Here is a 20,685-nt window from a genome sequence, read left to right as displayed (position 1 = left end):
TCACCCCACTACAGTCAAACGCACATTTGAATGAGCTTTATTTACTTCGTTTTAAAAAGGTGATACAGTTTTAAAGTTATTGCCCGGAAAATTTTTGTCGAACCGGAAAGAAGGATCTTTTCATGGTGTGCCAACCATTAAATAATCGACTCAATTAATATAGAAGGAAGTGGACATTTTTGAATACCTTATCTTATAAAGAGCAATGGTTCGGCAATATTCGCGGAGACATTCTGGCCGGAATTGTTGTTGCACTTGCGCTTATCCCGGAAGCAATCGCTTTCTCCATCATTGCAGGAGTCGATCCGATGGTCGGCCTGTACGCTTCGTTTTCCATCGCCGTCATCATTTCCTTTGTCGGCGGACGCCCTGCCATGATTTCTGCCGCGACAGGCGCCATGGCACTGGCGATGGTCCTGCTGGTTCGCGACCACGGACTGGATTATTTACTGGCAGCTACGATCCTGACCGGGGTTCTGCAATTGATTTTCGGCGTATTGAAAATAGCACGCTTTATGAAATTCGTTCCACGCGCTGTAATGATCGGCTTTGTCAATTCACTCGCGATCCTGATTTTCATGGCACAAGTGCCGTTCATTTTCGGAGTCAATGCCATTACTTACGTTTTTGTTGGAATCACGTTGGCGATTGTTTACATCCTGCCGCGCTTTTTCACAGCCATTCCGGCTCCTCTGATTGCGATTCTCGTATTGACAGGAATTGTCATGTACAGCGGCATCGATATGCAGAATGTCGGCAGTCTCGGTACCATCTCGCAAACTTTACCAAGTTTCTTTATTCCAAATGTGCCATTCAACTTTGAAACCCTGCAAATCATCTTCCCCACTGCCCTGGCTTTATCCATCATCGGTTTGCTTGAATCTTTGTTGACCGCATCCATTCTGGATGATGCAACAGAAACCGATTCGGATAAAAATCAGGAAGCACGCGGACAAGGGATTGCCAATGTTATCACCGGATTTTTCGGGGGTATGGCAGGCTGTGCCATGATTGGCCAGTCCGGCATCAATGTCCGGTCCGGCGGCCGCGGTCGTCTGTCCACTTTTACGGCCGGCGCTTTCCTGATGTTCCTGATCATTGTCCTTGGCAATTGGGTCGTCCAAATCCCGATGCCGGTTTTGGCGGGCATCATGGTCATGGTTTGTATCGGCACTTTTGATTGGGGGTCGTTCAAGTATTTGGCAACTGCGCCGAAAGCGGATGCCATCGTGATGCTGTTGACTGTTGTCGTTGTCGTATACACGCATGACTTATCCAAGGGCGTATTTGCCGGCGTTATTTTAAGTGCTTTGCTGTTTGCAGCCAAAATCTCCAAAGTCGACGTCCGCAAAGAAGGATTGGAAAGCAATACGTCGAATAGATATACGATACACGGACAATTGTTTTTCGCTTCTTCCCAGGACTTTGTTTCCGCATTCGATAAAGTCGAAGCTTCCGAAGGGATCGTTCTGGATTTTTCAGATGCGACTGTCTGGGACGATTCAGGCGTCGGGGCAATCGACCGGGTCATGAACAAACTGCAAGCACAGGGACAAACTGTTGAAATTGTCGGTTTGAATGCCTCCAGCCAGAAACTCGTGGATAAATTAGCGACTTACGGCCAGGCAGGCAAGAGCACACACTAAGGGGGTTGCTCCATGTACGAGAAAATATTAGTAGCGGCCGACGGCTCCGATCATTCAAAAAGAGCTGCTCACGAAGCAGTCCGCATGGCCAAAGCCAATCCACAGGCTTTCGTTACTTTGCTGTATGTCATCGATTACGAAAAAGCCCGAACTGAAATTCTTCACAGCCAAAGCAGCGACGAAGTTCACTTTGAACGCCGCAAGCATCTAGTCCCGCTCGAAGAAATCTTTCGTTCTGCGGGCGTTGATTTTGAAACCAAAACGCTGCACGGCGTTCCTGGACCGACCATCGTTAAGCACGCCAATGAAACCGGCTATGATGTCGTCTTGATCGGCAGCCGCGGACTGAACGCGCTGCAGGAAATGGTGCTTGGCAGCGTCAGCCATAAAGTGGCCAAACGTGTTCAAGCCCCTGTCATCATCGTCAAATAAACTCAGCCGCTTTTCGTGAATCTGCGAAAAGCGGCTGAGTTTTTGTTTGTTTTCAGTTTGCAGTCGCTCAAAAGAGTTTATCCCCATGCACGAAAAAACTCTTCCCGCAGCTATCACAGGAAGAGCCCAAATCTATTGCATCAAGACGTAACCGAGGCCAAATAATAAAAGCCCACTCGCTAAAGTAGCGAGAATGTAGCTGCCACCCTGCAGCCAGTTGCCGTCTTCAAAGTCTTTGACGGCATCCAAGGCCATCGTTGAAAAAGTAGTAAAGGCTCCGAGAAAACCTGTGATCCAGAAAGCCGACAAACTGCCGCTTCCGACAAACGCACCAAGCACTAATGAACCGATGCTGTTGACCAGCCAGGTTGCGGCTTTCGCCTGCCATGATCTGCTTTCAACCAGCAAGTAGAACAGATAACGTGTGACGGCGCCTAAAAATCCGCCCATCGCGATACCAATCATGACGCCACCCCTCTTCGCCCAATCCACAGTCCTGTGGCCGCTGAGGCAATACATGCCACTGTCATGCTCCCGGCAAACGCCAATCCTACCCAAACGGATGACTCCAAGTAATGAAACCAATCAGCGGAGAATGCCGAAAAAGTGGTAAACGAGCCAAGCAGGCCTGTCGACACCAGCAGCCGCAGCTCTGCCGACTTGCGGGCTAAACGGACGGCCGCAACTCCTATCAAAAAACTGCCAGCTATGTTAACGAGCCAAAGTCCAAGCCCTCCTGCAACTGCCATATATATTCCTGCACGCAGCAACGCGCCAGCCATTCCGCCAACCCCTACCGCCAGTATCCGCTTCATCCCAAACGCCCCGCATCCGTTTTTCTTCAGTATAACTTATTAAAAAGAAACGTGTTTTTCACTTGAAGAGATAGTATTCTTCAATTTCGAGCTTTGTTTTGCATTAAACTTAAAGGAACCCCTGTAATCTTGACATAAAAAGGTTACAGGGGTTCCTAAGGTTCATACTCCGTTCATGATAGCTTCCGATAAATTGATGATATGTAAACTCTAATTCAGTCAACATTACGATTTTAAAACCTTACAAAACAGTCTTTTGTGAACTAAGCCCCAAATGGATCACTTTTTAAAGTGTTTACCATTTGGGGCTTAGTTCAATCATAGGGAAGGTCTCTTTTTCTGTGAATTGGTTTTGGTGACTTAATTCTACAAGAAAAGGTCTTCCTTTTTCTATTACTCATTTACAAAAGATATTTTACGCTCTCGACAATATAATCCAAGAAAATAAACATTTATTAAAAAAATTACGACTAACTAAACAGTATATATATAAATCCTATCAATATGGCATAGCCTACAATGTATTTCCAAATATTTTTTTTCCGGTCTTTTTCATACAAGATGCCTGCTAAAATAATTGCTGTCACCATAAAATAAATTACTTCAAGACTATCTAACATTGTATATATAATAATCCCCAAAAATATAATAACGGCAATTGTTATTCCTAAACCTCGTTCTGTAAATACTTTTTGCATACTCAACCTTCTTTCTTAGTTTCTAATTATTAAATAAATTATAACATATTTTAGTTGTCAGAAAATACTTGTTTTTCCAAATAAATAGCATACAATTTAAAAGTAAGTAAAAAATTAGGAGGTTATGAAATGAAAAATATTACAGTATTAATTTCTACAGTTTTATTATTGTCAGCACCTTTAACTCCACTCGCTAATGGATTGGAAGAAGAAAAAAAGTCTCAAGTTGATAGTGTTAACGAATCAGGTTATTATGGTCCCACACTAAATTATCAGTCACAGGTACTTTATTCAGGACCTATAGGGGGAGATGAAAATATTAAAAAAATTAGTACTCTTGAAGAAAACGGTGATGGTGATTTCACTACACAAATGATTATCAATGATAGCGCTAACTTTAATTGGAAATTTGATAAAACCATATACGGCAGCGATAAGTTAGTTAAAAATGGATATTCTTGGTTAACTACCCTTGTACTTAGAGGATCAGGAGCAGGAGCAGGATATGCTTTAACCACTCTTTTCACTTCTGCTGCGGCTAAGTCAGTGGCTGGCGGTATGGCTGGAGCAGTCTGGGTTAGAGGAGTCAAAGGATTACCTACAACTCAATATACATATTGGACAGTAAAAAAATATGTGGATAAAGACGCTTATAACATTTACAACCGTTACGTAGTATATATGTACACTGACAAAGCTAAAACGAAATTAAAAACTTCTTTTACAGAAGTACATTCTAATAGATATAAATAACCTTTGATAAACTATATTTAAACAGTAATGAATAAGTTGTCACTGCCGGTGTATATTCAGGCAGCCTATTACAAGCTTCGTTAAATTTTGTATGCCTTGAATTCACACTAAAATGCAATCAACTAACTGTCATCAGCAGCCCATGACTCTTCGTGGCTTGCTGATGGCAGTTAGTTTTTGTCTGCTAAAAAACTATGGGTCATAAAAGACTCGACAGTATTTAAATAAACGGTGCTAAGTAATAACCAATAGTCATACTTGCCTATTTTGGCAATTTCATATTTAGAGAAAGGAGGATTCATATGATCTTAATTTTATCTACTTATATCGCTTTGTTAAATTTTACTGTCCATAAAATTGCTGAAAACGACAGAGAGAGATGGATCAATGCTGGTTATCTTACCGCTTTTGAACTTCCCCTTTAATTCATTTTCTTATTCTTAATATTGCAGGTGCTATCACTGGTGCTGGGATGGGTACAAGTGCTACAGGATTATTATTCGCAGTTGCAATATCAATTACCGGATTCGTCTTTTTGTATATTGGTTATATTTCCAAAAGTGCACGTAATCAGTGATATTATTAGTAAAGAATCCAATAACTAAAAACCGTTCGTAAAAGTACACCTTTACGAACACTTCAAAACACCTGAAAAACGGCACAAAAAACGTTCGTAAACGTGTCAAAACACTTTACGAACGTTCCCTTATTTGCATATACTTTTACGAACGATTTTTCGGTATAACTTACTGAGCCTTCAAAATTAATGTCGCCCCTTCAATATCCTCCATAATTTCGGTTTCATGAAATCTTCCTTCTGCCCAGTCATCCACTTGGTTGTGGAAGTAATCCGATTTCATATGTCCACTTAGGCCAGGCCCAACAATATGATAGGCACTTGTTAAATCAGCAAGATCAGCCACAAAACGCCAGGAGGCTCCGTGGTCGACTTCGCCTTCCGGGGTGGATGCAGCTGCCTGAACGGTGATATTGGAACCTCCGATCGGTACAGGGCTCGGGCTAAGGAACTCGGCAAAAATTGCAGAGGCACCTGCAAGCGGATGCGGGAACGTCAATTGATGGTGGTCTCCCCATGCCCATTCGGCCGAGTCATTTCCCTGCTCTTCCCTAATTTCAGCCACTGCCGTCTCCAACGAATCGACAAGCCATTTTTCGGCGCCGCCATATTCCGTAACCCAAACGCCTTCTTCTCCGGCAAATGCACTTCGCATCATTTCATCCGTAATGTGATTTTTGCCCGCCAGCATATCGAAAACGTCTTCTGGAAATTCATCTGCCAATAGCGTTTCCGGCAGCTGCTTCATCCATTTATGGAAAACCAGCGGTGCGCCCTGATCTTGACTGTCGACCTGATCCCACTCTTCAAGCATGGTAAGCACCTCATCAAATTCATCGATTTCATTGCGCACAGTGGAAATCATGTCCCCTAAAAACTCTGCTGCATATAAATTCTGCTGGTCCATCTGCAGCTCCATCATATCCTGTGCTGTCAGATCATCCGATGCTTCCAGCACTTCGGCAATCCGCTCATAGCGATAGGGCTGCGCCCAAAAATCGGTAATGTGATACGGATAGGACTCATCAATCACTTCGTTGTTCGCTGTAGCAATAAACCCGCTTTCCGGATTGACCGCAGTTGGCAATTCATCAAAAGGCACATAGCCATCCCAGCCATATTCTGCTGAATCTCCTGGAACCGGCAGCTGCCCGTCCCCAGATTTGCGGATTGGAATGCGGCCGTTCGCTTTATAAGCGATTGTGCCATCTGTAGAAGCAAAAACAAAGTTTTGGGCCGGAGCCTGGAAATCTTCCAGCGCCAGTTCAAACTCTTCCCAATTGGATGCTTTGTTAAAGTTCAATACGGCCTGCAGTTCAAGTGTCGGCTCCAGCGCGGTCCACTGCATTGAAAAGACAGCACCTGCTTCCTCTTCGTCATACAGGACATTCGAAACGACTGGTCCATGCCTTGTTACCAACACTTCAAAATCTTCCGTTTCCCCGTCCTTTACTTTGATCGGTTCATTTCTGACTTCTGCCTGTTCCCACTGGCCTTCATATTGGAACTGTGTCGGATCTTCAGGATTTGGCGTTTCGATGTAAAGATCCTGAACGTCGGGGCCGACATTGGTGACGCCCCAGGCGATTTCCTCGTTATGCCCCAGAATAATCCCAGGGATTCCAGCAAAAATAACGCCGCTGACATTTTGTTCAGGCGACTCCAGATGCATTTGGTACCAGATCGATGGCGTGCTGAGTCCAAGATGCGGATCATCTGCAAGCAGTGGTTTTCCGCTTGCCGTTTTGTCTCCTGACACTACCCAGTTGTTGCTGCCGTTAAATTCAGGCGGAATAACCGATGCATCGAAATCTCCGGCTACCTGGACTGGCTGCTGCTTGTTTGCTGCCAAAATCGCCGGTGCAATTTCCGGGTAAGAGATAAACAGCTCGCGGGCTTTGTCTTCCGGGAATTCATTTAATGCCCAGTGGCGAACTGCGAGTGTATTCCAATGGCCGCCGAGGTCATAGGCCATGAACTTGCCGATTGTCAGCGAGTCGACAGGTGTCCACTCCGCAGGCTCGTAGCCAAGCAAGGCAAACTCAAAACTTAACTTGCTGTTTGCTTTTGCCTCTTCCATATAGGCGTTAACCCCTTCTGCATACCATTCCAAAACCTGTTTGGCTTCTGCGTCATAGCCATCCCATGATTTTTCCGCAGCATCCCGCAAACTGAAGGTCCGGAAAAACTTATCGGTATCGACTGCATCCGCCCCGATCACCTCTGCCAATTGGCCGCTAGCCTGTCTGCGGGACAGGTCCATCTGGAACATCCGATCCTGCGCCTGGACATATCCCTGTGCCCGGTAAAGATCAGCATCTGTCTCTGCCTGAATATGCGGCACGCCAATATCATCACGGATGACCGACACATCGCTGTCGAGTACCGCGACTGCCGCTTCGCCTTCAATAATCGGCTTGGACTTTCCTATGTAACCGTTTACAAAAATGAGTGCCGCTGCCGCAACTGCGACAAGAACGCCCAGAACAACCAAAAGCCATTTTAGCCACCTTCTGCTTTTCACTTTCTCCCCCATTGCCCTGCCCCCTTTTTCTTATGATGTTTCATTCGACTGACGAAGGATAAATCCCTTTTTTTTAAAAGAACAAACCGTATACACCAATTCAGTTCTCCACAAAAAAAGATGCCCCAGTTAAGGGACATCTTTTGGAATCAAACTTGATCTTCTCCGACAATCTTCACTTCCAGCTCTAAATCAATACCGAACTTCTCTTGCACAGCCGCTTTGACCATTTCAATCGTTTTGATGTAATCATTGGCCGATGCATTGTTTTTATTTACAATAAAACCGGCGTGCTTCGTAGAGACTTCTGCTCCGCCAAAGCCCCGTCCTTGAAGGCCGCTGTCCTGGATCAATTTGCCGGCGAAATTGCCGGGTGGACGTTTGAAAACACTGCCTGCAGAAGGAAATTCCAGCGGCTGTTTCGTTTCCCGCTGATACGTCAATTCCGACATCTTGGCATCGATAACCGTTTGCTTGCCGATTTCCAGCTCGAATTCGGCCGACAAAACGTAAAAGCCTTTTTTCGTGATGATGCTCTTGCGGTAGTCAAGCTCCAAATCTTCTTTGGATAAGACCAGCTTCTCGCCTTCTTTAGAGAGAACTGTCGCTTGAATAATAACATCTTTTATTTCTCCGCCGTAAGCACCTGCATTCATCGCCATGGCACCGCCGATAGATCCCGGAATGCCGCAAGCAAATTCAAAACCGGTCAGTTGGTTGGCTGCGGCAATTTTTGATACCTTTTTGATGTTCGCTCCGCCCTGGGCATAAACTCTTGTACCCTCTATGCGGATCGCCTGCAGACTTTTTAAAGTCAGGACGATTCCACGAAATCCTCCGTCCCGGACGACCATATTTGATCCGTTTCCGAGAAGCAGCAAAGGAATGTTATTTGTGTATGCATATTTTACTGCAAAAGCAGTTTCATCTTCAGTTGTCGGTGACACAAAAATATCAGCTGGCCCACCCATTTTAGTTAATGTATGAAGGTGTAGCGGTTCATCCATTTTGACGTGATCATCCGTCAAAAAATCGCGTAAATCCGTCAACCATTGTTCTTTCGTCATCTAAAGCAAATCCCTTCTAAACTTATAGCTTCTACTAGTATCCAATTTTCATCCCGATTTGACAAGCAATATAGCAAGGTTCAGGCCAAAAGTCCAATAAAATAATGTCTCGAATTCGAGAATTATTAATTAATAACTATTGACTTTGAGATTTATTGCCGTTATATTTAATTTAGAACAATATTTCTAGGAGGAATTTAACATGAAAAAATGGACAGTAGACACAGCACACTCAGAAATCGGATTTTCCGTAAAGCACATGATGATCTCGAAAGTAAAAGGCTCTTTTACATCTTATGAAGCAGTCGTTGAAGCGAACGAAGAAAATCTGCAAGGCGCGTTGATCGACTTTAAAATTGATGTAGCAAGCATCAACACAAACAACACGGACCGCGACAACCACTTGCGCTCTGCTGATTTCTTTGATGCTGAGCAATTCCCATACATCACATTCAAAGCCAATGACATTGTTAAGAACGATGGCGAGTACGAATTGACTGGCGACCTTACGATGAAAGGCATTACGCGCCCGGCTACTTTCGAAGTAGAATACGGTGGCAAAGGCACGAATCCATGGGGCGTTGAAGTAGTGGCGTTCAATGTAGAAGGCAAAGTAAACCGCAAAGATTTCGGCCTTACTTGGAACCAAGCACTTGAAACTGGCGGCGTAATGGTCGGCGAAGACATCAAAATCACATTGGAATTAGAAGGCAATCCAGCATAATAGAAAGACATTCAAAAAGCAGTGCGAGGAAAATTCCTCGCACTGCTTTTTTTATTTATAATCCTGCTCAATTTTCGGCAACGGTTTAACCGCTGGTCCATTCAATACATCTCCTGTATAGGAGAAGCGGGAGCCGTGGCATGGGCAATCCCAGGAACGTTCGGCGTCATTCCAATTGACTTCGCATCCCATATGGGTGCATGCCGTATCCACAAGATGGACTTGGCCGTATTCATCCCGGTAGCCGCCAGCCTTTTTCTTGCCGACTTTAACTAGCGCGCCCTCGTCTTTGCCCAGGTCTTCGACGGTTTTGGACGCCCGTTTCAGTTTCCCTTTGACCAACTCTTTCGCAACCGAAGCGTTGTCTTTTGCAAAACTCGCGACATCCACCGATTTCATTTTAGGCCGGGTTGGACTAAAGACAGGTGCGTAGTGATTTTCCTTGCCCAGAATTTGATCAGTTAATAGCATGCCGGCCAATGCCCCATTCGACATTCCCCATTTGTGGAAGCCGGTCGCCACCAGGATCTTGTCGTAGCCTGCAGTGATGGTGCCGATATAAGGAATCTGGTCGAGTGTTGTCATATCCTGAGCTGACCAGCGGTACGGAATCTCCTCGATGCCGAAATGCTCTTCACCAAACTTCTCAAGATTGCGGTAATGTTCCATTGTCTCACTCGAACTTTTTCCAGTGGCATGGCCATCGCCGCCAATCAGCAGCAGCTTCTCCCCATTTTCTCCCGGCACATAGCGCAAGGAACGGGACGGCATATCGCCGCTGATATACATGTCATTCGGAATCTTGCCATTCACTTTGGCTGCAATGGCATACGAGCGATTGACCGATAAGCGGGAAAAGTACATGCCATCAAAATCATTGAATGGATAGTGCGTAGCAACAATGACTTGGTTGCACGATAAATGCGACAGATTTTCGGTTTGAATAACCGGATCGTTTTTGCTCAAGATCTTCACGGCACGGGTCTGCTCATAAATTTTGCCGCCCAGCCGTTCAATTTCTTTTACCAATCCCGCCAAAAACTTCACTGGATGGAATTGGGCTTGGCCGCGCATGACCACCGCTTCTTTTACTTGGAACGGCAATTCCACTTCTTCTTTTGCCAGCTCTCCGTCGATGCCCAGCTGTTCGTAAGCCTCTGCCTCTTTTTCAACCAGCTTCGCTCCTGCAGCCGTATTGGCATAGACGAATGCATTATGATGTGAAAAATCGCAGTCGATGCCAAGTTCATCGGCAGTTTCTTCAATGAATTTCAAGCCGTCCATATTTGCCTGGTAATACAGTTTTGCTTTTTCCTCACCCACCAGTTTGACCAGAGGATAATAAAAAAGACCATGCTGTGCAGTTATTTTTGCGGTCGTATTGCCTGTTACCCCATCAACCAGTTTTCCAGCATCAATTAAGGTTACTTTCCTGCCAGCTTTCGCCAGTAGATAAGCACTAATAATACCGACCATGCCCCCGCCAACCACTGCAATATCTGTCGATTCGTTTGCTTGTAAAGCGGGATAGCTCGGAATATCCTTGTATTCTCTCCAATACGACTTCTGCTCTCCTGGAACTCGACTCACGTTATCACTCTGCACCATGCCATTCCTCCTCATAAAGCTTTTAGTAAATGTCTACCCCTAATGAAGAATCTTAATCAAATTGATAGATCGTCAAATCCCCAATTATTTGGATATACTGTCGAACTCGCATGAAATACTGTCCATCTTGGCAGATTTACTGTCCAACAGAAAAAAGGACCGCCCTTTAAGGGCAGTCCTTCATCCGAAAATTTATGCGTTTACTTTTACTAATGAATTTGCAGATTGCTCTACGCGCTTCATGCCTTCAGCAACGATTTCTTCCGCGCGGTCCGGGTACATATTGTGCCCTTCAATAATTACTTCTTCAATGTCAGTAATACCGAAGAAATCCATGATCAAACGGATATAGTTAACGCTCATTTCAGCAGGAGCCATTTCAGGTGTTGAATAAACTCCGCCGCGCGCGTTCAAGATGATGACTTTTTTCTCAGGTACAAGACCGACCGGGCCTTCAGCAGTGTATTTGAATGTAACGCCTGCACGGTAAACGTAATCGATGAACGTCTGCAATGGTGCAGGAATTGTTTTATTCCATAATGGGAACGCAAATACAACAACGTCAGCGTCCATGAATGCATCCATAGCTTTGTTGGCAGCAGTCAAAATACGCTGCTCCAGCTCTGTCATTTCTTCAGCTTGTGCAGATTTTTGCATTGCATCAAAGAAATCTTGACCGAAATATGGCATATCTTCCTTGAATACATCAAACGTATTGACGTTAAGATCAGAACCGGTTCCGATAGAATCCATGAATACTTCGTACATTTTGCTTGAAACCCCTTCTGATGCAGGGCGGTTGTTTGCTTTTACTACTAAAACATTTGTCATTAGGTTAAAACTCCTTCTGTAATTATATTAAAATTATTTATCTCAAATTAAAAGCACTTTCTCATCTTAAGAAAAAGCAGAGTAAAAGTCAATTACTCTGCCTCAGGCTTAAAGTCCGTCACATGAATCCCCTGTACAATAGCTGGTTTTCTTTTTGCCCATCGGCTTTAGCTTTGGGCGAATTCCCTCTTCTTCAGCAATTTGTTCAAGTGACTCAACAAATGCTTCCAATGGCTGGGCACCGGAAATCGCATATTTGCGGTTAACGACAAAGAATGGGACGCCTTGTACGCCAATTTGGCCGGCTTCAGCAATATCGAGCTGGACCTCCGCCATGAATTGATCGGATTCCAGCACTTGTTCTGCCTCACTACTTGATAGTCCAACCGCTTCCACGATATTCAGTAAAACCCTGTGGTTGCTGACATTTTTTGCTTCAACAAAATACTGATGCATAAGCTGTTCAGTCAGTTCTGCATCTTTGTCCTTGGTTTCAGCCCATTTAACTAAACGATGGGCCGCCAATGTATTGGCTTCCATCATGTTATCGAAATCATATTCCAAACCAACAGAACGGGCATGCTGCGCCACTCCCTCAGTCATTTCTTTTGCTTGTTCCATAGTTTTCCCAAATTTTTTCGCCAGACTCTCATAAGTCGAAACAACAGAATCGGTCGGAGTATTCGGATCCAGCTGATAAGCCTTAAATGAAACCTCCGCCTGGCTTTCAAATCCTGATTGAACCAACGCCTTTTCCAAAGTCCGCTTGCCTATATAGCAGAATGGGCATACATAATCTGACCAAACTTCAATTTTCATAGTTATCCACCTCGCCATTAACTATAGCAACGATAACAACAGCGCTCAATTTTTTTGCCTGTGGAAAGAAAAGTGAAAGTGCCTGTTCAGCTCTGACAGGCATAAGGCAGACCAGCAGAGTGGCGTTCTTTGCCACGCCGCTGGGTTGACTTATGATCCGAAGAGCTAGGCACTTGCAACTGGACAATTAGAAAAGCGCAGGCACCTGTCCTGAATCGACGGGCTTAAGGCAAGGTATTAAACCACAAAAAAACTGACTCCCCAAAGGGAATCAGCTTAATGCTTCTGTAATAACAGGAACAATTTGTTTTTTGCGCGATACAACGCCCGGCAGCAGGACGCGGTTGTCGACTACACTAGATTTAAAGGCGCCTTCGATAATGCCTGATCTTTCGCCAAGAACGATGGCGACTGAATTATTGTTGAGAATATCCGTAACAGCAAACACAAAGAGATCTAAGCCTTTGGCAGCGATGGTGTTTGCCATTAACACTTCAAGCTCTTTTTGGCGGACCATGACTTCTTCCACATCTATGGCATTGACTTGAGCAACTTCAAATCGGCGGTCGCCGGCTTCAAATTCCTTGGAGTCCAATGAAATTAAATCCTCTAATGTTTTATTGCTTAAATCAGCTCCCGCTTTCAATAAGTCGAGGCCATACTTTTGCACATCAATGTTAGCGATGTTTGCCAGTTCTTTGGCTGCTTCAACATCTTGCGGCGTGCAAGTTGGCGATTTAAAAAGAAGTGTATCCGAAATAATGGCCGAAAGCATCAAGCCAGCGATATTCATCGGCACTTCAACGCCGTTTTCTTTAAATAATTTCAAAATGATAGTCGTCGTGCAGCCAACCGGCTCCGCACGGAAAAAAAGTGGATCTGTGGTTTCAAAGTTGGCAATCCGGTGGTGGTCCACCACTTCAATCACCTGAACTTCATTGAGGTCTTCTGCACTTTGCTGGCGTTCATTGTGATCCACCAAAATTACCTGTGAAGCTTCCTTAGCGACCTGGGTCACCAGGCGCGGCTGATCGAACTTGAATGTTTCCAATGCGAATACTGTTTCGTTGTTTACTTCCCCTAAGCGAATCGGTTCAGCAACCATGCCCATTTCATTTTTTAAATAAGCGTATGAAATGGCCGAACAAATGGAGTCGGTGTCCGGATTTTTATGACCCAATACTAAAACTTTTGACATGAATAATAGCCTCCTGAAAAACTTAGTTTCTGTGCTTATTCTAACATAAGTACAGCAATTGAAAAAATCGAACTGCTGAACAATAAAAAATAAACCTAAAAGAGTATAAAGTTTATAGAATTATCTGTTTTTTATAAATTCATTGTGTACTTTAGCACATGCTAATGGTATAATATGACTAACTAATTCAAAGTTAGGTGGAAGGAAGAGATGCCTGTGACTATTTTACTGGAAAAGAAATACATTCCTCTGGCCGATTATTTCTCCGGAGCGACGAATCCCTCAATAAAATTAACATTTTCAGAAATCGAACAAATTATGGGACAGAATTTGCCCAATGCCGCCTACTTGAATAAAAGCTGGTGGAAAAAGACAAAAGCGCCGGCAAAGCACTTTCACGCCTGGGTAGACGCTGGTTACTTTGTCAGCGATGTTGAACCCGACCGCTTTGTGGTCTTTGAAAGGATTGACCTTTCAAATGGCAGCGGCTCAGGCCAAGATGAAGAGGATCAGGACATCCTGCTGATCCGAACTGCTGAGCATGGAGATGCACGCTCTCTCGCTGCTTTGCAGAAAACAGTGGAATCTGAGTCCGAGTTCATGCTGTACGCTAAAGACGAACGGACACAATCCACTCAAAAAGTCCGCAAACAAATCATCGAATGGAAACAAAGTGGCCATTCGACTATCATCATCGCTATCTTAAACGGTCAGCATGTCGGCTTTTTGATGATTATGGGCAACGATGCTAAACGAGCTGCACATAGGGCTACTATCGATCTAGGCCTTCAAAAAGAAGCGCAAGGCAAAGGAATTGCCAAATCATTGCTTGATAAAGCAGTGGAATGGTCTAAGGATAAAGGCATCAGCCGGCTTGAACTGTCGGTTGTCGAAGAAAACGCACCGGCACGCAAACTGTATGAAAAAGCCGGTTTTGAATCTGAAGGCATCCGCCAAAAATCCATGATGATAAATGGCAAACCACACAACGAAATTTATTTAGCGAAGTTTTTGGATTAGAAAAAGGAGTGCGCCCCGGCGCACTCCTTTTCATTGGATTTGGTTTCCAAAAACCTGTGTTCCTTAAAATCTTCTCCGCAAAAACCCCGAATCAGCTAGGCTGGTTCGGGGTTTATTTATTAAGCTAGCTTTTCTAACAAACGCAAGGATTCGCGATTGAACGCCGGGAGGTCATCCGGCTGGCGGCTCGTAACCAATTGGTCCTGGCACACTGCCACTTCTTCATCGACTACAGTAGCTCCTGCATATTCCATATCGACTTGAATCGATTTAAAGCCTGTCGCTTTACGGCCTTCCAACGCTTTGGCCGTTATCAATAATTGAGGTCCATGACAAATTGCAAAGACCGGTTTTTTCGCATCCATGAACGCTTTCGTGAATGCTACAAAACGATCATCCGCACGTAATTGGTCTGGAGAAAATCCGCCTGGCAAGAATAGTGCATCGTAATCATCCGGGCTGACATCGTCAATGCCTTTATCAATGGTGACAACAGCTTCGCCTTGTTTGCCTGTCACTTCTTTGCCTGCTTCTTTTTCGATAGTGAAGACTTCGTGACCCGCATCATTAAACGCTTTCGACGGATCTGTATATTCCACATCTTCGAACATGTCTGTAATTAAAGTTGCGATTTTTGCCACTTTCTACCACTCCTTCTGTTTAATCATTCTCTTTCAGTATTCCACCAAAAGAAGACATTAAACACAGAACTAGCGAAATTTCGAGACAAAGGGATTTTCTGTCTCCCAAAAACGATACGGATAGTCGACCGCTTCAAGCGAATTCTCAATGCCGACTCGCGGTCCGACCGATACGGCATGAACGGGATCTCCTTGCGCAATATAAAGCGGCTTCTCAGAAAAATGGCTGCCATAGTGATCCATGGTGATGGCCATTGCCTTGGTCAGTTTTCCAGGTCCACTGGTCCAATTCTTCATTGGCATATGCTTGCCGCGCCGTTCCGCCATCAGCTCTATGCCTTCTAGCGGTTCGACTGCACGAATCAAAATCGCCCGCGGAGTATCTTCTGGTCCGCTGACGACATTGATCAATGTATGGGTGTGCATTTGATACGTATAAATGAGCCCGGGTTTGCCGAACATGATTTCAGTGCGTTTGGTGCGGCGGTTGCCAAAACTATGGGCAGCCCGATCTTCCGCACCCATGTAAGCTTCAGTTTCCACGATACGCCCCGCAACGATGCCCTCCGGCAATTCATGAACCAGGATTTGGCCAAGCAATTTCCGGGAGAGCTCCAATGTCGGAGCATGGAAAAACTCAGCAGTGACTGGTGTAAACATAACATCTCCTCCTATCGGCATTATACCGAATGGGTGGCAGTCACCGCACTGATAAGCGGTTCGATTTCTTGGATTCTATTATCGTTGAAAGCTTCCACAATGGCACTTCCGACAATAAAGCCGTCTACATCATCACGCAGCATGTCGACGTGGCTGCTTTTCGAAATTCCAAATCCAGCGTAAACCGGAACCGGGCTTTTCTCCCGGACTTTGCGCATAAAGGCTTTAACATCTTCCGACATTTCATCGCGTGATCCGGTTATGCCTTTGACCGTTACTGCATAGACAAACCCTTCCGCTCCGCTGAGAATATCAGCCAGCCGCACATCGGTCGTCGTCAAGGTCACCAGCTGAATCAATTTGATGCCCTCTTTATCTATATGGGGCTGCACCAATTCTTTATGTTCATAAGGAAGATCCGGTATGATAACTGCCGAAACTCCAGCCTTGCTGCATTCAGATGCAAAACGTTCTACGCCAAATTTCAGCACCGGGTTCAGATAAGTCATAACCAGCAAAGGAATTTCAACCTGGAAAGTCCAGCTTTTCATTTCTTCCAGCACTTTCTGCAGTGTGACACCGTGTTTCAAGGCACGGTTGCCTGCCGCTTCAATCGTCGGTCCGTCCGCTACCGGATCAGAGAATGGGATGCCGATTTCAATGGCCGTTACTCCCGCTCCCTGTAAGTACTGCACTTGCTCTTTCAAACGGTCAAGGCCGCCATCGCCTGCCATGATGTAGGCGACAAACGCCTTATTTCCTGAATTCTTCAGCTGTTCCAGTCGTTTCATGACAGTCCCTCCAGTTTCTCAGCATACGTCGCCATATCCTTATCGCCGCGTCCTGATACGCAAATCACCAGAATCTGATCAGCAGTCATCGTCTTGGCTTGCTTTTCAGCTTCTGCAATGGCATGTGCTGATTCAAGCGCAGGAATGATTCCTTCAAGGCGGGACATGCTGATGACCGCATCAAGCGCTTCTTTATCTGTAATCGAACGATATTCGACACGGCCGATATCCGCTAAGTACGCGTGTTCCGGCCCAATTCCCGGATAATCGAGTCCCGCAGAAATGGAGTGCGCTTCCTGTACCTGCCCCGCATCGTCCTGAAGCAATTTCATCATAGCGCCGTGAAGTACGCCTTCTGTCCCTTTTGTCAAAGTCGCAGCATGCCTGTCCGTATCGACACCCTGACCGGCTGCTTCAACGCCAATCAACTGCACGTCTTTATCTTTAATGAAGGGATAGAACATGCCGATCGCGTTGCTGCCGCCGCCTACGCATGCCAAAATGGCATCAGGCAAACGACCTTCTTTCTCCAGAATTTGGCGCTTTGTTTCTTCGCCGATGACGCTTTGGAAATCGCGGACCATCGTCGGGAATGGATGCGGACCAAGAGCCGAACCGATCAGGTAATGCGTATCTTCTACGTTTGAAACCCAGTAGCGAAGGGCTTCATTGACCGCATCTTTTAAAGTTGCACTGCCTTTTGTAACACTTTCAACGCGCGCTCCCAACAGCTTCATGCGAAATACATTCAGTTGTTGGCGTTTGATGTCTTCTTCTCCCATGAAAATAACGCATTCCAAATCAAAAAGTGCACAAATCGTCGCTGTCGCTACACCGTGCTGGCCCGCTCCAGTTTCTGCTACAATTTTTCGTTTGCCCATGCGCATGGCAAGCAAGGCTTGGCCAATTGCATTATTCACTTTATGGGCGCCGGTGTGATTCAAGTCTTCGCGTTTCAAGTAGATTTTTGGTCCACCCAATGATTCTGTCATGCGTTGCGCAAACGTCAGCGGCTGTTCGCGGCCAACATACTCGGATAAATAATGATGGTATTCTTTCTGGAATTCAGGATCTTCTTTTACCTCGTTATAGGCATCTTCCAATTCTTTGACGGCTTTCATCAAGGTTTCCGGTACAAATTGTCCGCCGTATTTGCCGAAAAATCCAACCTTTTCTATTGTTTGTTCCATCGAATCATCCTTTACTTGTTTTATGAATTCCTGTATTTTTGCCGTGTCTTTGCGGCCGTCCGTTTCGACGCCGCTTGAAACATCGACCATATAAGGCGTTGTTTGCATAATGGCTGCATGAACATTTTCCGGCTTCAAGCCCCCTGCTACAATTAGGCGGGATGGATCGATATCGGCTCCATCGAGCAGGGACCAATCGAACACTTTGCCGCTGCCTCCACGATAATCGGTACCGGGAGCATCTACCAAAACATAATCAGCAATGGATTTCTTCAATTGATCTGCATCTTCTTTCGTACGGATGGAAAACGCCTGGATAACCGGGACTTGAATCGCTCCGACCAGTTCATCGGGTTCATCGCCGTGCAGTTGGACCATCGTCAATGGAACCCGTGCAATCGCGTCTTCGATTTGTTCCAAAGAAGCATTAACAAATACGCCAATTTTATCGGTATCTACCGGAATGTGTTTGGCCAGTTCAGTCGCCTGTTCGATCGTCACCTGGCGTTTGCTTGGAGCAAACACAAAACCGATAGCATCTGCCCGCTCTGCCGCTTTGACATGCTGTTCTTCTTTCAAACCACAGATTTTTACTTTGGTCATCGGATTGCCTCCTCACTTGTCGCCTGGCGAATCCAGTGGCCCGGATCTTCAGACCGCATCAATGCCTCGCCTACCAAAATTCCTGAAGCACCACTGGTAAAAGCAAACTTCGCATCTTCTTTTGTATTCATCCCACTCTCACTGATCAGCACCCGTTCGCCGTCAAATGGAAATTTCTCTGCCAATTGCGCGGTCCGTTCAACCGATACATCAAACGTCTTTAAGTTGCGGTTATTGACACCGATCAGCTTGGCATCCAGTTCTAAGGCTGTATGCAGTTCTTCTTCGTCGTGCACTTCCACCAATACTTCAAGCCCTTTAGAAATGGCATATTGGTAAAGGCTATGCAGCTTCTGCTTTTCGAGTGCCGCCACGATCAATAAGATGATGGTGCCTCCAGCATGTTGTGCTCGATCAATCTGAATTTCGCTGACCATAAAGTCTTTGCATAAAACAGGAATCGACACAGCTTCTGCCACTTTGCGCAGGTCATCAATCGATCCTTTAAAGTAAGTTTCATCAGTGAGAACCGAAATGGCGGCTGCTCCCGCTGCTTCATATTTTTTCGCCTGTGCCACAACATCCACTCTTGTCTGGATATCCCCTTTAGACGGGGAAGCGCGCTTTATTTCTGAAATGACGCCGTTTTTTTCCTGCAGCTGCTGCAGCAGCTTTGATTTTTCCGGAAAAGCGATGGCGCTTGGCTCCACCGGTTTATAAGTTTTTATTTCTTCATATTTAGTAGCAATAATTTTATCCAGTATGGTCATACAAATACCTCCGCTGCTAACCGGTGCAAGTCGAAGACACGCGCGGTTTCGCCTGATTTGATTGATGCTTTTGCCTGCTGCACACCTTCCGCAACGGTCTTAGCCTTGCCACTGACATACAGGACGGTTCCCGCATTCAGTGCCACTGTATCCAAATAGGGACTGTCGGTTCCAGATAAGACGTCCATAAAGATTTCAGCGTTGCGCTCCGGGTCTCCTCCTCGAATCGCTTCTATCGGGGCAACTTCCAAACCGACTTCATTCGGATGGATCGTCATTTTGCGCTTGCCCAGTTCATCGAAAACGATCAGCTCATTGGTGCCGGCAAGCGACATTTCGTCCAATCCACCTGCTCCGTGAACCAATGCCCCTTTTTTTCTGCCCAGCCGAATGAGCGCATCGGCCATCGGCTCCAGCATGTCGAGACGGTAAACACCGGTCATTTGAACCGTGATCGGCAACGGATTTGCCAAAGGCCCAACCAAGTTAAAGATAGTCGGAGTCCCAATTTCTTTGCGGATTCGGCGCAAGCCGCCAAGTGCCGGGTGGATAGCGGGTGCAAATAATAGCGCAATCCCAGTCTGATCCAGCATCGCCGGAATTGAGGCAATATCCGTTTTTGTCGAAATGCCCAATGCTTCCAATACATCGGAACTGCCAGTCTTGCTGGAAACACTGCGATTGCCATGCTTGGCAACAGTCAGTCCACAGCCAGCCAAGACAAATGCCGTCAATGTGCTGATGTTAAAACTGTAGGAACGGTCTCCGCCAGTTCCGCAAACATCAACCAGCTCCCCCTCTACCTCGGGAAGTTTGACTGCTTTTTCGCGCATCGCTCTGACCAATCCGACCAATTCATCAGCCGTTTCGCCTTTTTCATGCAAACCGGATAAAAAATTTTTCACATGCTGCTCATCTATTGTACCGTCCAGAATTTCCAACGATTTTTCATACATCAATTGTTCACTCATATTCTCTGCTCTGCTCATCCTGATCTCTCCTCATCTTGATTTTGAATGCAAAAATCCCCGCAACCAGATAATTAATCTGATTGCGGGGACGGGTCAAAACCGCGGTACCACCACGCATTAATGCAATAAATTTCTGCACTCACTTAAACAGGCTCTTCGCCTTTCCCTTTAACGCAGGGCTTACGTCTCCCTTACTCGCTTCCGCTTTCAGGACAGCTCTCCTAAGTCCATTCGCGCAGTTCACCCAATCAGCTTCCACCAGCCGCTGACTCTCTAAATGGATCTCCCTGCCTACTCGTCTCAATCCTCGATTTATACACTCTTCTATTCTAGTCTTCTCTAGGCTC

Annotated in this window: 21 protein-coding genes, 1 pseudogene and 1 other annotated feature; of the genes and pseudogenes, 6 read left to right on the top strand and 16 right to left on the bottom strand. The window is 45.6% G+C overall.

Going from position 1 to position 20,685, the window contains the following annotated elements:
• Positions 1-179: 179 nt before the first annotated feature.
• Positions 180-1,646 carry a SulP family inorganic anion transporter gene (locus GJB59_RS10960; RefSeq protein WP_142827297.1) on the top strand — a complete coding sequence of 489 codons (1,467 nt, stop codon included), beginning with the start codon at positions 180-182 and terminating at the stop codon, positions 1,644-1,646.
• A 12-nt stretch (positions 1,647-1,658) separates the two neighbouring features.
• Positions 1,659-2,078, top strand: a complete 420-nt coding sequence (locus GJB59_RS10955; RefSeq protein ID WP_142827298.1) for a universal stress protein — start codon at positions 1,659-1,661, stop codon at positions 2,076-2,078.
• 132 nt (positions 2,079-2,210) lie between these two features.
• On the opposite strand, the gene GJB59_RS10950 is transcribed toward GJB59_RS10955, so the two are convergent.
• The 3 genes from GJB59_RS10950 to GJB59_RS10940 form a co-directional block, all read right to left on the bottom strand.
• On the bottom strand, positions 2,211-2,543 hold the full coding sequence (locus GJB59_RS10950; protein WP_142827299.1) for a fluoride efflux transporter FluC: 333 nt from the start codon (positions 2,541-2,543) through the stop codon (positions 2,211-2,213).
• Positions 2,540-2,893, bottom strand: a complete 354-nt coding sequence (locus tag GJB59_RS10945; protein WP_142827300.1) for a fluoride efflux transporter FluC — start codon at positions 2,891-2,893, stop codon at positions 2,540-2,542. The genes GJB59_RS10950 and GJB59_RS10945 overlap by 4 nt, the downstream gene beginning before the upstream one ends.
• Before the next feature lie 470 nt (positions 2,894-3,363).
• A complete protein-coding gene (locus GJB59_RS10940; RefSeq protein WP_142827301.1) occupies positions 3,364-3,591 on the bottom strand; it encodes a hypothetical protein in 228 nt (75 codons plus the stop codon).
• 129 nt (positions 3,592-3,720) lie between these two features.
• On the opposite strand from GJB59_RS10940, the gene GJB59_RS10935 reads away from it, so the two are divergent.
• Entirely contained in the window at positions 3,721-4,344 is a 624-nt protein-coding gene (locus GJB59_RS10935; protein WP_142827302.1) for a hypothetical protein, read from the top strand.
• 302 nt (positions 4,345-4,646) lie between these two features.
• The gene (locus GJB59_RS19200) at positions 4,647-4,769 is read left to right on the top strand and encodes a hypothetical protein (protein ID WP_268951320.1); all 123 of its coding nucleotides are present in this window, start codon (positions 4,647-4,649) and stop codon (positions 4,767-4,769) included.
• Between the two features lie 321 nt (positions 4,770-5,090).
• Here the strand turns inward: GJB59_RS19200 and GJB59_RS10925 are convergent, their stop codons facing one another.
• A complete protein-coding gene (locus tag GJB59_RS10925) occupies positions 5,091-7,457 on the bottom strand; it encodes a penicillin acylase family protein (RefSeq protein ID WP_142827303.1) in 2,367 nt (788 codons plus the stop codon).
• Positions 7,458-7,594: 137 nt separating this feature from the next.
• A complete protein-coding gene (gene murB, locus GJB59_RS10920; RefSeq protein WP_142827304.1) occupies positions 7,595-8,512 on the bottom strand; it encodes a UDP-N-acetylmuramate dehydrogenase in 918 nt (305 codons plus the stop codon).
• 202 nt (positions 8,513-8,714) lie between these two features.
• On the opposite strand from murB, the gene GJB59_RS10915 reads away from it, so the two are divergent.
• Positions 8,715-9,236, top strand: a complete 522-nt coding sequence (locus GJB59_RS10915) for a YceI family protein (RefSeq protein WP_142827305.1) — start codon at positions 8,715-8,717, stop codon at positions 9,234-9,236.
• A 51-nt stretch (positions 9,237-9,287) separates the two neighbouring features.
• Here GJB59_RS10915 and GJB59_RS10910 read toward each other — a convergent pair whose 3' ends face one another.
• The 4 genes from GJB59_RS10910 to GJB59_RS10895 form a co-directional block, all read right to left on the bottom strand.
• Positions 9,288-10,844, bottom strand: a complete 1,557-nt coding sequence (locus tag GJB59_RS10910) for an FAD-dependent oxidoreductase (protein ID WP_236015622.1) — start codon at positions 10,842-10,844, stop codon at positions 9,288-9,290.
• A 192-nt stretch (positions 10,845-11,036) separates the two neighbouring features.
• The gene (locus GJB59_RS10905) at positions 11,037-11,675 is read right to left on the bottom strand and encodes an FMN-dependent NADH-azoreductase (protein WP_142827306.1); all 639 of its coding nucleotides are present in this window, start codon (positions 11,673-11,675) and stop codon (positions 11,037-11,039) included.
• 108 nt (positions 11,676-11,783) lie between these two features.
• Positions 11,784-12,494 (bottom strand): DsbA family oxidoreductase, encoded by a 711-nt coding sequence (locus GJB59_RS10900; protein ID WP_142827307.1) that lies wholly within the window; start codon positions 12,492-12,494, stop codon positions 11,784-11,786.
• A gap of 271 nt (positions 12,495-12,765) precedes the next feature.
• Entirely contained in the window at positions 12,766-13,692 is a 927-nt protein-coding gene (locus GJB59_RS10895) for a manganese-dependent inorganic pyrophosphatase (RefSeq protein ID WP_142827308.1), read from the bottom strand.
• A 210-nt stretch (positions 13,693-13,902) separates the two neighbouring features.
• On the opposite strand from GJB59_RS10895, the gene GJB59_RS10890 reads away from it, so the two are divergent.
• Positions 13,903-14,712, top strand: a complete 810-nt coding sequence (locus GJB59_RS10890) for a GNAT family N-acetyltransferase (RefSeq protein WP_236015620.1) — start codon at positions 13,903-13,905, stop codon at positions 14,710-14,712.
• 119 nt (positions 14,713-14,831) lie between these two features.
• On the opposite strand, the gene GJB59_RS10885 is transcribed toward GJB59_RS10890, so the two are convergent.
• From GJB59_RS10885 to trpD, 7 genes and pseudogenes are all read right to left on the bottom strand, one after another.
• Entirely contained in the window at positions 14,832-15,353 is a 522-nt protein-coding gene (locus GJB59_RS10885; RefSeq protein WP_142827310.1) for a type 1 glutamine amidotransferase domain-containing protein, read from the bottom strand.
• Between the two features lie 69 nt (positions 15,354-15,422).
• Positions 15,423-16,013, bottom strand: a complete 591-nt coding sequence (locus GJB59_RS10880; RefSeq protein ID WP_142827311.1) for a DNA-3-methyladenine glycosylase — start codon at positions 16,011-16,013, stop codon at positions 15,423-15,425.
• Positions 16,014-16,033: 20 nt separating this feature from the next.
• A complete protein-coding gene (gene trpA / locus GJB59_RS10875; RefSeq protein WP_142827312.1) occupies positions 16,034-16,804 on the bottom strand; it encodes a tryptophan synthase subunit alpha in 771 nt (256 codons plus the stop codon).
• Complete coding sequence (gene trpB / locus GJB59_RS10870) at positions 16,801-17,994, bottom strand: tryptophan synthase subunit beta (RefSeq protein ID WP_236015624.1); 1,194 nt, start codon at positions 17,992-17,994, stop codon at positions 16,801-16,803. The genes trpA and trpB overlap by 4 nt, the downstream gene beginning before the upstream one ends.
• Before the next feature lie 30 nt (positions 17,995-18,024).
• A pseudogene (locus GJB59_RS19120) lies at positions 18,025-18,597 on the bottom strand (phosphoribosylanthranilate isomerase); the annotation flags it as partial.
• Positions 18,594-19,367, bottom strand: a complete 774-nt coding sequence (trpC, locus tag GJB59_RS10865) for an indole-3-glycerol phosphate synthase TrpC (protein ID WP_142827314.1) — start codon at positions 19,365-19,367, stop codon at positions 18,594-18,596. The pseudogene GJB59_RS19120 and the gene trpC, both read right to left, overlap by 4 nt.
• Complete coding sequence (gene trpD / locus GJB59_RS10860; protein ID WP_142827315.1) at positions 19,364-20,356, bottom strand: anthranilate phosphoribosyltransferase; 993 nt, start codon at positions 20,354-20,356, stop codon at positions 19,364-19,366. The genes trpC and trpD overlap by 4 nt, the downstream gene beginning before the upstream one ends.
• Positions 20,357-20,419: 63 nt before the next feature.
• Positions 20,420-20,655, bottom strand: a binding site (T-box leader).
• Positions 20,656-20,685 lie beyond the last annotated feature (30 nt).

The sequence above is a fragment of the Planococcus soli genome (genome assembly GCF_016881065.1).
GTDB lineage: Bacteria > Bacillota > Bacilli > Bacillales_A > Planococcaceae > Planococcus > Planococcus soli.
The sequence above is the reverse complement of the archived record's forward strand: the minus strand, read 5'-3'. Positions and strand labels throughout refer to the sequence as shown.